Here is an 11,769-nt window from a genome sequence, read left to right as displayed (position 1 = left end):
GTGGCCCTGCTCAGGAGGAATGCGTATCGAGATAAATGCGCCGCACCGCCTCGGGCCCGCGGTCGTCGCCCATCACCGCATAGGTAATGTTATTGGCGGTGAATACAAAGCGTTCGACCTTCACGGCAGCGCATCCGCCGGCAGCGCATCTGCTGCAGGACGCGCGGTCGCGATCGTCGTGCAGGTTTCGAGATCGCCCCGTGCAACGATGAGATCGGTGGCTGTCATGATGTCGATCCGGGCTCTGATCCGCACCGGCATCTCATCGACTATGCGCGCCCCGGTGGCAACTTCAACATAGTTTTAAGCGCCGTTCGCTGCGGCGAAGTGTCCGCACAATGGAAAGGCTCCACCTTGGTGGAGCCTTTCTCGCGAGTTGAATTGCCTGTCACCTACGGTTGGCAAGCCACCTATCTTCGGGTGCCCGCGCCGTACAGTTCGCGTTCGCGTCCAACATCGTCGGGGGATAGCGGCGGGCTGGCGGCATCGAAGCTGGTCCAGCCGGCCTTTTGCCAGGCAGCGCTCCGATCCTCCAGGTTCACCGACCTCTCGTGCAGAAGGGCGTCGAGGCGCGAACGATCCTGATCGGGGACCTTCGCCGAGACCAGCGTCCCGCCCCTGCGGACGCCCTCGGCGTAACGAGAGGCGTCGTCCCTGGACACGCCGGCTTGGGTCAGCGCACCGACGATCCCGCCCGTTGCAGCGCCGGCTGCGGCACCCGCCGCGGTCGACGCCAGCCAGCCGGCTGCGACGACAGGTCCGAGTCCCGGAATTGCCAGCAATCCCAGTCCCGCCAGCAGGCCCGCGGCGCCTCCAAGGCCGGCGCCAACGCCGGCACCTGTGCCGGCACCTTCGGCGCGGTCGTCGACGCCGTCGCGGTCGCGATCGACCTTGCGGGTCGAGGTGCCGTACCAATTGTCGGAATTGTTGGCGACGATGCTGATGTCTGAGTGCGGCACTCCCGCCGCCTCGAGACGTGTGACTGCGCGTTCTGCATCCGAATAGTTGTCATAGAGTCGAGAGATCGTGATCGTCATGATTCATCCTCCGGCTTACTTGGCGGGGTTCACGTTGCCTTGGAAGTCGACGCTCACGTCCGACTTCGTCCCGGCCTTGTCGGCCTTGCCGCGCCACACGCCGTCGTTGTCTTTCTGCAGGCCGGATACATTGGAGTAGCCGGCTGCTTCGATCTTCGACTTCGCCTGGCCTTCGGTGAAGCTGTTGCGGCCCGCGACGGGAGCGTTCGAATTGTTCTGATCGGAACTATTGACCGCGTTGTTGCCCGGCCCGCTTTGCGCGGGCTGTGACTGTGCGCTGAGAGGCGCTGACCCGAGCAGCAGGAGTGCTGCGGCGAGAATGGGTAGACGTGACATTCTTGTCCTCCGACAGTTGATTGTGCCGGGCGACAACAGATGAGATTCCGATTGGTTGCTCCGCGATCGCGATCAAAGCGCGCGTAAGCAGTGCGCAGTGGGTGCGACGATAAGTGCTGTCACGAACACCGCGTGACATCACGATCCGCAGGAACCATTGCCGATGTTTCCCGTTGCCGCTTCTTCGCGACTCGGCACGCGTCACACATTCGCGCGCCCTTCCTGCGATCCTCACTGATCGCCGGTGGCATCCTCATCGCGGCATCTCACCGAGCCGGGGACGGGCTCCTGATCATGCCGCCCAATAGGGATCGCGCAATTTACGCTTGAAAATTTTCCCGGTCGCCTCGCGGGGCAGCGCGTCCAGGAACTGGACCTCCTTCGGCACCTTGAAGTTGGCAAGCCGTTCGCGCAGAAAGGCCTGCACTGCGACGGCCGAGAGCCGCGCGCCCGTCTCCGGCTCGATGCAGGCACATAGCCGCTCGCCGAATTCGGCGTCGGGAATGCCGAACACGGCACAGTCGCGCACGCCGGGCATTGCGATCAGCACGTTCTCGATCTCAGCGGGATAGATGTTGACGCCGCCCGAGATCACCATGTCGCGCTTGCGGTCGCACAGGAACAGATAGCCGTCTTCGTCGAGATAGCCGACGTCGCCGACGCTGACGAGGCCGTCGCGGCCGGCTTCGGCGCGTGCTTCCGCCTTGCCGTGATAGTCGAAGTCCGGCACCGCTGTCTGGCGCATGTAGATCTCGCCGACCTCATTGACGTCGCAGAGGCTGCCGTCTTCACGGAAGATTTTGACGATGCCGCCTTCGATGACACGGCCGACTGTGCCCGGCTTCCTCAAGGCCTCCTCGGCCGAGTGCCACACGGGGATGCCAGTCTCGGTCGAGCCGAAATATTCGTTGATGACCGGTCCCCACCATTCGATCATGGCGCGTTTGACCTCGGGCGGGCAGGGTGCGGCGCCGTGGACGACGAAGCGCAGCGAGGAGAGGTCGTAGCGGTGTCTCACGTCCTCCGGCAGCCGCAGCAGCCGGACGAACATGGTCGGGACCATGTGAATATGTGTGACGCGGTGGCGCTCGATCAGTGCCAGCAGCTCCTCGGCGTCGAACCGTGCCTGGAGAACGATGGTGCAGAAACTGCGGAACGCCAGCATGCCGTAGGAATGCGGCGCCGAGTGATACATCGGGCCGTTGATCAGCACGACCTGGTCTTCGCCCGTCTTGATGCCGTAAGCGATTGCACCCATCCGTTCGGAGGCGGCTGCCTGCTCGGGCTGCATCGGCCTGCGCCGTACGCCCTTCGGCATGCCCGTGGTCCCCGAGGTGTAGATCATCGCCGCGGCCCGGCGCGGCGGCTCTTGCCTCTCCGGATGATCGTCGCGCCAGCGATCCCAATCGGTCAGTCCTGCCGGGATCTCGGTCAGTTCGGGGGGAATGGCGAAGGTCGCCGCGAGTTCGGGCGGCGTCGCGACGACGAGCAGGCGAACATCCTCGGGCAGGCCGGCGCGAATCTGCGGCAGCAGGTCGGCATGGCAGACCAGGATCTTCGCGCCGCTGTCGGTCAGGATGTAGCGGACCTCCTCGGCCTTGAGGTGCCAGTTGATCGGCACCACAGGACTGCCGAGCGCGGCAGAGGCGGCAACCACCTCGAACAGCGCAAAGTCGTTGCGCAGCATCAAGGCGACGGGAGCGCCCTCGCTAAGGCCGAGTTCGCGAAGCCCGCTCGCCGCGCGCCTGATGCGGGCCTGGATCTCGTCGTAGCCGACCCGGCGTTCGCCGCTGATGATCATGGCGTGTTCCCTTTCGCGCGCGAGTCTAGCGATCGTCCAGCACGTCGCCGAACCCGACCCAGCTCTTGCCGTTGAAGCGGCGGAGCTGAAGCTGCTGGAACGGCAGATAATCGTCGGGGCCGGTCGTAACAGACATGCCCGGCAGCAGTAGCGGTAACTTGATCTCCTTCAGCGAGGCCGCCTGGCGCATGATGTTGTCGCGGCTGAAATCATCCTTGCAGGCCGTCAGCACCGTCATCAGCAGCGTCGCATAGTGGTAGCCGGCCGCGTAGTTGGAGTTGGAGAGGTCCGCAGTCGGCATGTACTGCTTCATGAAGGCAAAATAGTCCTTCACGCCGGGATCGCCGGCCCATTGCGGATCCATCGTGTCCTTCTGGTTGCTCGACGAGATCAGGCCGACCGCGTTGTCGAGCCCGGCCGGCTCCAGGAACGAGATCGACGAGGCCGAGGTCGGCACGAAGAACAGCTCGGGCTTCCAGCCGATCTCGGCCACGCCCTTGATCATCTGCGAGGTGAATTTGCCGAGCACGACGCCGAACAGCACGTCGGCGCCCGATGCTTTCAGCGTCGAGAGCTGCGAGCTGATCGTCGGCGCGCTGGTCTCGTAGCTTTGCTTCGCCACGATCATGCTGGCGGCTTTCTCGCCGAGCGCGCGCTTGAAGCCGGCGACATAGTCGCGGCCGAAATCGTCGTTCTGGGACAGGATGGCGATCTTGGCGCCGGGCTTGGTCCGCAGCACGTGCTTGGCATAGACCACGCCCTCGGATTCGTAGGCGGCCATGCCGGGCATGGTCCACGGATATTTCTGTGGATCGGCCCATTTCGTCGCGCCCGAGAGCACGAACAGCTGCGGCACCTTCTTGCCGTTGAGATAGCGCTGCACGGCGCTGTTGGTGGCGGTGCCGAGCGAGCCGAACATCATCAGCACCTCGTCCTGCTCCACCAGCTTGCGGGTCTGCTCGACGGTCTTGGGTGGCGAATAGGCGTCGTCCAGGGTGATGAACTTGACCTTGCGGCCGTTGATGCCGCCCTCGGCATTGACCTTCTCGAAGAACGCCTCCTGCGTCCGTCCGATCGCGCCGAAGCCGGAGGCCGGACCGCTATAGGGCAGGGTCTGGCCGATGCGGATTTCGTTGCTGCCCTCGGCGCGGGCGGTCCCGGTCGCGAGCGTCAGCAATGACAGGCCGATCAGTGCGGCTGCCAGCTTCATGATGTCCTCCCGTTTTTCTTTTCTAGTCTCTTTTCCAGCAGTGCGAGTGGTCAGGCGCTGGCGCGCATCAGGAAATCCTGCCGCGCCTGATCGAATTCACCCTTCATCCGGTCGACGAGCTCTGAGACCGGAGGGACGTCGGTGATCTGGCCGATGCCCTGGCCCGATCCCCAGATGTCGCGCCACGCCTTGGTTTTCATGTTGCCACCGGAGCCGAAATTCATCTTCGATTTGTCGGCGGCCGGGAGATTGTCCGGATCGAGCCCGGCGGCGGCGATCGAGGGGCCCAGATAATTGCCGTGCACGCCGGTGAACAGGTTGGTGTAGACGATGTCGTGCGCGGCGTGCTGCGTGAGCGCCGACTTGTAGGCTTCGTCGGCATTGGCTTCCTGCGTCGCGATGAAGCGCGTGCCCATATAGGCGAGGTCGGCGCCCAGCGTCAGCGCGGAGGCAATGCCAAAGCCGTCGCTGATCGCGCCCGACAGCAGGATCGCGCCATCGAACCATTGCTTGACCTCGCGCACCAGCGCGAAGGGCGACAGCGTGCCGGCATGTCCGCCCGCGCCGGCGCAGACCAGGATCAATCCGTCGACGCCCTGCTCGGCAGCCTTGCGCGCATGCTTGACGTTGATGACGTCGTGGAACACCAGCCCGCCATAGGAATGCGCGGCCTCGACGATCTCCGCGGGTGGCCGCAGCGACGTGATGATGATGGGCGCCTTGTGCTTCACACAGGTGTCCATGTCCTTCATCAGGCGGTCGTTGGAGGCATGGCAGATCTGGTTGACGGCGTAGGGGGCGACCCTCTTGCCGGGATTGCGCGACTTGTATTCGCCGAGCTCGCCCTCGATGCGGCTCAGCCACTCGTCGAGCTTCTCGACCGGACGGGCATTGAGCGCCGGGAACGAGCCGACGATACCCGCCTTGCACTGGGCGATCACCAGCTCGGGTCCGGAGACGATGAAGAGCGGCGAGCCGACGACGGGCAGCTCCAGATTGTTCTTGAGCAGGGCAGGCAGTGCCATCCGATCCTCCTGACGACGCGCGTCAACGGCCTGCCGGCCGATTGTGAGCGCTTCCATGTCGATTTGTCGCGCCGGCGGAGTGTCCTCGCCTGGCGATTTGACCCACTATAGGGTTGGACGGCAGGCGGGGATCGTTCAATATTGAACAGAAGCGTATTCATGTTTGAACGGAGCCGCCGGTGGATTGGGATCTCTGCAAGACTTTCGTCGCAGTCGCCGACACCGGCAGCTTCACGGCGGCGGCAAAGCGTCTGCGTGCCAGCCATCCGACTGTCAGCCGCAAGATCGCCGCGCTGGAGGCGCAGCTCGGCACCAAGCTGCTGGCGCGCGCCGCTGATGGATTCGTGCTCACCGCCGACGGACGTACGCTGCGCGAGCACGCTGAGGCAATGGCCGCCGCCGCGCTCCGGGCCGAGGCCGCAGTCGGCGCCGGTGGACGCAAGGCGCGCGGTACGGTCAAGCTGTCGATCGGCGCGACGCTGGCCTCGCACTGGCTGATGCCGCGGTTGCGATCCTTTCTCGGCACGCATGATCACATCCGGCTCGAGATCATCACCCATCCGTTTCCGGCCAGCGTGCGGCGCCGCGAGGCCGACGTTGTGCTGCGGCCGGTCGACAGCGGCGAGGAAAACCTGGTCGGTCGCAAGGTCGGCCGGCTCGGCACCGGCTTCTATGCCTCGCGCGACTATGCCGCCGGCCGGTCCCTCCCGGAGCGCAGCGGCGAGTGGAAGGGACATAGCGTCGTCGGCTTTGCCGACCAGGATTCCAACGCGCAGCTGGCGCGCTGGAGCGATGCGATCACGCGCCAGGGCACCGTGGTGATGCGCTGCTCCTCGCAAGGCGACATGCTGGCGGCGGTGCGCGCGGGGATCGGCATCTCGGCGCTGTCCTGCTTCGTCGCGGAAAGCTATCCGGATCTCGTGCGCGTCGCGCCGCAGAAGCTGGTCAGCGTCGCCGACCTCTGGCTGCTCGCCCACCCGGATCTGGTCGAGCTGTCCGCGGTGCGGGCCGTGGTCGACTTCGTGGCCGAATGCGCCCGCGCTGATCGCGAGCGGCTGCGGGGCTAGAGGCCTTGTGCCTCGTACGCAGCGCAGCACGCGGTGGTGCGCTGCCGAACCGGGGCCCATACATTCATCTCGCAAGCTCATGGGTCCCGGCGCGGCGACGCGTCACTTCGTGCCGCATCGCGTCCGGGACACGATGAATTTGTGATGATCAGCCCTGGCCCGCGAGCACGCCCTCGCGCTTCTTCACCGCGCGATAATAGCTCCACCACAGATGCGCGGCCGCGCCGCGCAGCGGGCGCCACGGCTCGGCGAGCGGCGCCATCTGCTTCTCCGTCGGCCGCTCCTTGAGGCCGAGCCCGATCTTGATGCCCTCCTGCACGGCGAGATCGCCGGCCGGCCAGGCATCGCCATGGCCGAGGCAGAACAAGAGATAGACGTCCGCCGTCCACGGTCCGATGCCGGGCAGCGAGATCAGCGTGTGGTGCGCGGCGTCGGCATCTTCCTCCGCGAGCACGTCGAGGTTCAGCCGCTGCGCATTGATCTCGCGCGCCAGATGCTTCAGCGTCTTGATCTTGGCGGCGGACAGGCCGAGCCGCCCCAGCCGGTCGGTGCGGGCGCGGCGCACGGCGTCATGGTCGAACGGATCGAAGGCGGCGGACAGTCGTCCCCAGATCGCCGCCGCGCTGGCTGTGGAGAGCTGCTGCCCACAGACGATGTGCGCGAGCCCCGTAAAGCCCGGCTCGCGCCGCCGCAACGCCGGCATGCCCGCGACCTCGAGCACGGGCTTGAGGCGCGGATCGCGCTTGATCAGCGCGTGGACGGCTTCTTCGAGGTCGGACTGGGATTCGAGATGGATGGTCATGTGGCTCGGTCAGCTCTCTCCGGCGTCATGGCCGGGCTTGACCCGGCCATCCATCTCCTATCGTAACAGAGTCATGGAAGATGGATGGCCGGGTCAAGCCCGGCAATGACGAGTACCATGAAAGCGATGCCACCCGTTTTCCGATTTGCCCCCAGTCCCAACGGCCTGCTGCATCTCGGCCACGCCTATTCGGCGCTGCTCAACTTCGATCGCGCGCGAGAGAGCGGCGGGCGGCTGCTGCTGCGGATCGAGGACATCGATGCGACACGCTGCCGGCCCGACTATGAGACGGCGATCTATGAGGACCTAGGCTGGCTTGGGATCGCCTGGGAGACGCCGGTGCGGCGGCAGTCGGAGCATCTTTCCGACTATCGCGCTGCGCTGGAAAGGCTCTCGTCGCTGGATCTCGTCTATCCCGCCTTCGAAAGCCGGGCCGAGATCGCAAGGCTGGTGGCCGCGCGCGAGGCCGACGGGCCATGGCCGCGCGATCCCGACGGTGCACCGCTTTATCCTGGTGATGCCAAGTCGCTTCCTGCCAACGAGCGGATACGGCTGATCGCCGCGGGCGCGCCCTACGCGCTCCGGCTCGACATGGCGGCTGCCAGCAGCCGCGTCGGCAGCCTGAGCTGGAGAGATCTCGGCGAGGGACCCGAGGGCGAGCGCGGCGCCGTCCGGGCCAGGCCAGAGGCCTGGGGCGACGTGATCCTGGCCCGCAAGGAGACGCCGACCAGCTACCATCTGTCGGTGGTCGTCGATGACGCGCTCCAGGGTGTCAGCGAGATCGTGCGGGGGCAGGATCTGTTTCACGCGACGTCGGTCCACCGCCTGCTCCAGGTCCTGCTCGGCCTGCCGGAACCCGCTTACCGGCACCACGCCCTGATTCGTGATGGCGAGGGGCGAAAGCTGTCGAAATCCAGCCGCTCGACGGGGTTGCGGGAGTTGCGCAGCGCGGGCGCCACACCTGCCAGTGTCCGCCAGCTGCTGGGATTAGGTTAAGTTTCTCTGGGGGTTAGCCAAACGCTGCCGTGACTCCGGGGGTTCCGTCGTGCCATGCTTGCCTGACAGCCCGGTTTTCGAAGGGGATGCTTCGAAGGGGAGTTATGGCGGCGAAAACGCGCGCAGTGCGCACTACGCGGACGTCCAGACGACCGCCTCGGAAGCGGTCCGGGGCGGCCGGGCGGCCGCGCAAGCACGCCGCCAAGGCTGCCGCGCCAGACGTGGTCCAGGCGGCGCTCGCCGCCTTCGCCCATGAGGTCCGCACCCCCCTGACCGGCATTCTCGCGATCAGCGATCTGCTCGCGACCTCCGATCTCGGCGAACGCGAGAGGCGCTGGGCCGACACCATCAAGGCCGGCGCCGAACATCTGGCGAGCCTTGCCACGCTGTTCGTGGACGCTGCCAAAACGGGTAAGGGCGCGGGGAAGGGCGGCAGCACGCTGCGGCAGGATCTGTTCGACCTGCGGGCGCTCGCGCGCAGCACCGGCGATTCGCTTGCTGGGCGTGCCGCGGCCAAGGGGCTCCAGGCCCAGGTCGAGATCTCCGACAAGCTGCCCGGGCTTGTGGTTGGTGATCCCGTCCGCCTGCGCGCCGCGCTCGAGAACCTGATCGACAATGCCGTGAAGTTCACCGAGCAGGGCGGCGTGGCGCTTGCGGTGGCGCCTTGGCGCCCCGTCAAGAAAGGCAAGGCAAAGGGCAAAGGCAGGGTCGGCGTCGCTTTCGCGGTGTCCGACAGCGGCATCGGCTTGACCATGGCCGAGATCAAACGACTGTTCCGCCCTTTCACTCAGGCCAATGTCACCATTGCCTCGCGTTTCGGCGGCGCCGGCCTCGGCCTGTCCTCGGTGAAGCAGCTGGCGCGCGCCATGGGCGGCGACATCTCGGTCGCGCCACGCGGTGGCGGCGGCGCCACGTTCACATTGACGGTGTCGCTGGATGCGACGGGGCCGGCCAGGTCCCGCAAATCGAAGGGCAAGTCCGAGATGGACGCGGTGCCTGCGCTCCGCGTGCTCAGCGTCGAGGACAACCCGTTCGGCCGCGTCGTGCTCAACACCATCCTGACCGAGCTTGGCCATCATGCCGAGTTCATCGGGCGCGGCGAGGACGCCGTGAACCGGCTGGAGCAGGGCGCCTTCGATGCGGTGCTGATGGACATGGTGCTGCCGGGAATCGACGGCGTCGAGGCGATCAGGCGGATCCGCACCATGCCGGCGCCGCTGGCTCAGATCCCCATCATCGGGGTTTCCGGGCGCGGCGAGGACGAGGCAGCCTCGCGAGAGGCCGGCGCCGATGCCTTCCTGGTCAAGCCTGTGTCTCCGCGGGCCCTAGCGACTGCGCTGCTTGAAGCGACACGCCGTGAGGAAGCTGCGACTTGATGATCGCGGCGTTGAGCTCGCCGCCATAGACGAAGATTGCAGCGATGAAATACAGAAACACCAGCGCGATGATGACCGAGGCCAGGCCCGCATACATCGTCACGTAATTGTTGGCGAAGCGCGCCAGATATTGTCCGAAGACGATGCCCGAGATCAGCGACGCCACGATGGTGAAGACGATGCCGGGCAGGATCTGGAAGAAGCGCCTCCGGCCCGCCGGCAGCCGGGCATGCAAGATCACCAGTGCCACCACCAGTGCGCCGATGGTGATGCCGTAGCGCAACCAGGTGAGGATGCTCTCATTGGATTCGACGAACAGCGGGATATGGCGCCGCGCCGCCTCGATGAAGAGGGGGCCGAGCACGATCAGGAACGCCATGGCAAGCGCTGTGAAGGCCGCGACCAGCGTGTAGCCGATCGATTCCAGCCGCAGCCAGTACCAGCGCCGCATCTCCACCACCGCATAGGCGCGGTTGAGCGCGACGCGGAGCGCCTCGACGCCGTTCGAGGCGAAGTAGACCGACAGCGCCGCGCCGATCGTCAGCACGCCGGTGCGGGTGGTGGTCAGCACGTCGTGGATTTCGCCCGAGATCGAATCGGCGACCTGCTTGGGCCAGACCTCGAGCATCAGGCTGGCAGCCTGGTCGGCGAGTTCCTTGGAGCCGAAGAAGCCGGCGAGCGAGGTCAGCACGATCAGGAACGGGAACAGCGCCATCAGCGTCGACAGCGCGATATGGCTCGCGATCGCCCAGCCGTCGTCGGCCAGGAACGTGTAGAACGCGTCCTCCAGCACGCAGTAGATGTAGCGGACGGCTTTCACGTGGCACCCGTATTGGCGGCCGACGCTTTCGGACCCTGCTTGCGGCGTGGTTCGCCTCGCCCCGCTCGCGCGGAGAGGCCGACGCGCGCAGCGCGGCGGGTGAGGGGGAGTCTCCGCGGGGACGGTGAGAGCTGGGTTCGCGGAGAGCCCCCCTCATCCGAATTCGATCTGCGATCGAATTCGGCCTTTCCCCGCAAGCGGGGAGAGGCGAAGAGAACGGGCCGCTCGCGCAAATCGGAAATCATCCAGCCAGCTTCTGACATTATTGGCTCAAAAGCCAGATCGGGAACGCCATGGCGAACCGCCGCACACGGTGTTATCTACCCTCAGATGGCATCTATCCTGAGTACTTTCATCCTGCCGATCGCGGTCGGCGCGGTGGCGTTGGTGCTGCTGCTCGGTCTCGTCAACATGATGCGCGGCGGCTCGCCCAATACCTCGCAGAAGTTGATGCGCTGGCGCGTGCTGCTGCAGTTCGTGGCAATCGTCATCGCCATGGCCGCGGTCTGGGCGATGGGGCGGTAGGGCATGATCCGGACCCGAAGGGCCGCGTTCGCGCAAAACGCGAAGCGGTTTTCCGATAAGATCATGACCTAAGATTTAAGGAATCCGTCATGGTGGTATTGAACCGCATCTATACCAAGACCGGTGACGACGGCACGACGGCGCTCGGCTCCGGCGAGCGCCGTCCGAAATACGATCTGCGCGTCGAGGCCTATGGCACCGTCGACGAGACCAATGCCGCAATCGGGGTGGTGCGGCTCCATGCCCAGGACATGCCCGAGCTCGACGCGATGCTCGGCCGTATTCAGAACGACCTGTTCGACCTCGGCGCTGATCTCGCAGTGCCCGAGCGGGATGGCAAGGCCGAGCGGCTGCGGGTGGTCGCGAGCCAGGTGGAGCGCCTCGAGCGCGACATCGACGCGCTCAACGACAAGCTCGCGCCGCTCACCTCCTTCGTGCTCCCCGGCGGCACGCCGGCGGCAGCCTACCTCCATGTCGCGCGCACAATATGCCGCAGGGCGGAACGCGTCATCGTGAAATTGGCGGCCCGGCCGGACGAGCCGGTCAGCGCGGCTGGCATCCAGTATATGAACCGCCTGTCGGACTTCCTGTTCGTGGCGAGCCGCGCCGCTAACCACAATGGCGCCGGGGACGTGCTCTGGGTTCCGGGCCAGAACCGCTGACCCATTTGGGCGGCGCATTTCTAAGGTCTAAAAATTGGCCCCTTCGCGCGTTGACCGGGCCGGATCAGGCCTTTAGGTTCCGCGCCAGTTGATAACCCCCCTCCCAAATTGA

13 protein-coding genes are annotated in these 11,769 nt (G+C 65.8%); 5 read left to right on the top strand and 8 right to left on the bottom strand.

Translation table 11 applies throughout. The annotated features are described in order from the left end of the window. Nucleotides 1–120: 120 nt before the first annotated feature. The 6 genes from A5906_RS44195 to A5906_RS10345 form a co-directional block, all read right to left on the bottom strand. Nucleotides 121–255: a hypothetical protein gene (locus tag A5906_RS44195; protein WP_347337596.1), complete on the bottom strand. Its 135-nt coding sequence runs from the start codon at nucleotides 253–255 to the stop codon at nucleotides 121–123. Between the two features lie 155 nt (nucleotides 256–410). Then, nucleotides 411–1,037, bottom strand: a complete 627-nt coding sequence (locus A5906_RS10365) for a general stress protein (RefSeq protein WP_080135066.1) — start codon at nucleotides 1,035–1,037, stop codon at nucleotides 411–413. A gap of 15 nt (nucleotides 1,038–1,052) precedes the next feature. Then, on the bottom strand, nucleotides 1,053–1,373 hold the full coding sequence (locus A5906_RS10360) for a hypothetical protein (protein ID WP_080135065.1): 321 nt from the start codon (nucleotides 1,371–1,373) through the stop codon (nucleotides 1,053–1,055). A 292-nt stretch (nucleotides 1,374–1,665) separates the two neighbouring features. After that, nucleotides 1,666–3,207, bottom strand: a complete 1,542-nt coding sequence (locus A5906_RS10355; RefSeq protein ID WP_283807681.1) for an acyl-CoA synthetase — start codon at nucleotides 3,205–3,207, stop codon at nucleotides 1,666–1,668. After that, nucleotides 3,200–4,384, bottom strand: a complete 1,185-nt coding sequence (locus tag A5906_RS10350; RefSeq protein WP_080135063.1) for an ABC transporter substrate-binding protein — start codon at nucleotides 4,382–4,384, stop codon at nucleotides 3,200–3,202. The genes A5906_RS10355 and A5906_RS10350 overlap by 8 nt, the downstream gene beginning before the upstream one ends. Before the next feature lie 50 nt (nucleotides 4,385–4,434). Then, nucleotides 4,435–5,409, bottom strand: coding sequence for an NAD(P)H-dependent flavin oxidoreductase (locus A5906_RS10345; protein ID WP_080135261.1), 975 nt, complete (start codon nucleotides 5,407–5,409; stop codon nucleotides 4,435–4,437). Nucleotides 5,410–5,588: 179 nt separating this feature from the next. On the opposite strand from A5906_RS10345, the gene A5906_RS10340 reads away from it, so the two are divergent. Further along, a complete protein-coding gene (locus A5906_RS10340) occupies nucleotides 5,589–6,476 on the top strand; it encodes a LysR family transcriptional regulator (RefSeq protein WP_080135062.1) in 888 nt (295 codons plus the stop codon). Between the two features lie 148 nt (nucleotides 6,477–6,624). Here the strand turns inward: A5906_RS10340 and A5906_RS10335 are convergent, their stop codons facing one another. Beyond that, a complete protein-coding gene (locus A5906_RS10335) occupies nucleotides 6,625–7,278 on the bottom strand; it encodes a DNA-3-methyladenine glycosylase family protein (RefSeq protein ID WP_080135061.1) in 654 nt (217 codons plus the stop codon). Between the two features lie 126 nt (nucleotides 7,279–7,404). On the opposite strand from A5906_RS10335, the gene gluQRS reads away from it, so the two are divergent. Next, nucleotides 7,405–8,274: a tRNA glutamyl-Q(34) synthetase GluQRS gene (gene gluQRS / locus A5906_RS10330; protein WP_080135260.1), complete on the top strand. Its 870-nt coding sequence runs from the start codon at nucleotides 7,405–7,407 to the stop codon at nucleotides 8,272–8,274. 104 nt (nucleotides 8,275–8,378) lie between these two features. Beyond that, nucleotides 8,379–9,650: an ATP-binding protein gene (locus A5906_RS10325; RefSeq protein WP_080135060.1), complete on the top strand. Its 1,272-nt coding sequence runs from the start codon at nucleotides 8,379–8,381 to the stop codon at nucleotides 9,648–9,650. Here A5906_RS10325 and A5906_RS10320 read toward each other — a convergent pair. Then, nucleotides 9,577–10,470: a YihY/virulence factor BrkB family protein gene (locus A5906_RS10320; RefSeq protein ID WP_080135059.1), complete on the bottom strand. Its 894-nt coding sequence runs from the start codon at nucleotides 10,468–10,470 to the stop codon at nucleotides 9,577–9,579. The genes A5906_RS10325 and A5906_RS10320 overlap by 74 nt on opposite strands. A gap of 330 nt (nucleotides 10,471–10,800) precedes the next feature. On the opposite strand from A5906_RS10320, the gene A5906_RS10315 reads away from it, so the two are divergent. Beyond that, nucleotides 10,801–10,995 (top strand): twin transmembrane helix small protein, encoded by a 195-nt coding sequence (locus tag A5906_RS10315; protein ID WP_018646527.1) that lies wholly within the window; start codon nucleotides 10,801–10,803, stop codon nucleotides 10,993–10,995. Nucleotides 10,996–11,084: 89 nt separating this feature from the next. Continuing rightward, a complete protein-coding gene (locus A5906_RS10310) occupies nucleotides 11,085–11,657 on the top strand; it encodes a cob(I)yrinic acid a,c-diamide adenosyltransferase (protein WP_080135058.1) in 573 nt (190 codons plus the stop codon). The last annotated feature ends 112 nt before the right edge of the window (nucleotides 11,658–11,769 follow it).

It is taken from the genome of Bradyrhizobium sacchari (assembly GCF_002068095.1).
In the GTDB taxonomy this organism is placed as follows: domain Bacteria; phylum Pseudomonadota; class Alphaproteobacteria; order Rhizobiales; family Xanthobacteraceae; genus Bradyrhizobium; species Bradyrhizobium sacchari.
Note: the sequence above shows the minus strand (reverse complement) of the source record. Positions and strands in the feature narration are given on the sequence as shown.

Coding starts and splice junctions, on each gene's coding strand:
- A5906_RS10365 (WP_080135066.1), bottom strand. CDS start 1,037: ATGACGATCACGATCTCTCGACTCTATGACAACTATTCGGATGCAGAA.
- A5906_RS10360 (WP_080135065.1), bottom strand. CDS start 1,373: ATGTCACGTCTACCCATTCTCGCCGCAGCACTCCTGCTGCTCGGGTCA.
- A5906_RS10350 (WP_080135063.1), bottom strand. CDS start 4,384: ATGAAGCTGGCAGCCGCACTGATCGGCCTGTCATTGCTGACGCTCGCG.
- A5906_RS10345 (WP_080135261.1), bottom strand. CDS start 5,409: ATGGCACTGCCTGCCCTGCTCAAGAACAATCTGGAGCTGCCCGTCGTC.
- A5906_RS10335 (WP_080135061.1), bottom strand. CDS start 7,278: ATGACCATCCATCTCGAATCCCAGTCCGACCTCGAAGAAGCCGTCCAC.
- gluQRS (WP_080135260.1), top strand. CDS start 7,405: ATGCCACCCGTTTTCCGATTTGCCCCCAGTCCCAACGGCCTGCTGCAT.
- A5906_RS10325 (WP_080135060.1), top strand. CDS start 8,379: ATGGCGGCGAAAACGCGCGCAGTGCGCACTACGCGGACGTCCAGACGA.
- A5906_RS10315 (WP_018646527.1), top strand. CDS start 10,801: ATGGCATCTATCCTGAGTACTTTCATCCTGCCGATCGCGGTCGGCGCG.
- A5906_RS10310 (WP_080135058.1), top strand. CDS start 11,085: ATGGTGGTATTGAACCGCATCTATACCAAGACCGGTGACGACGGCACG.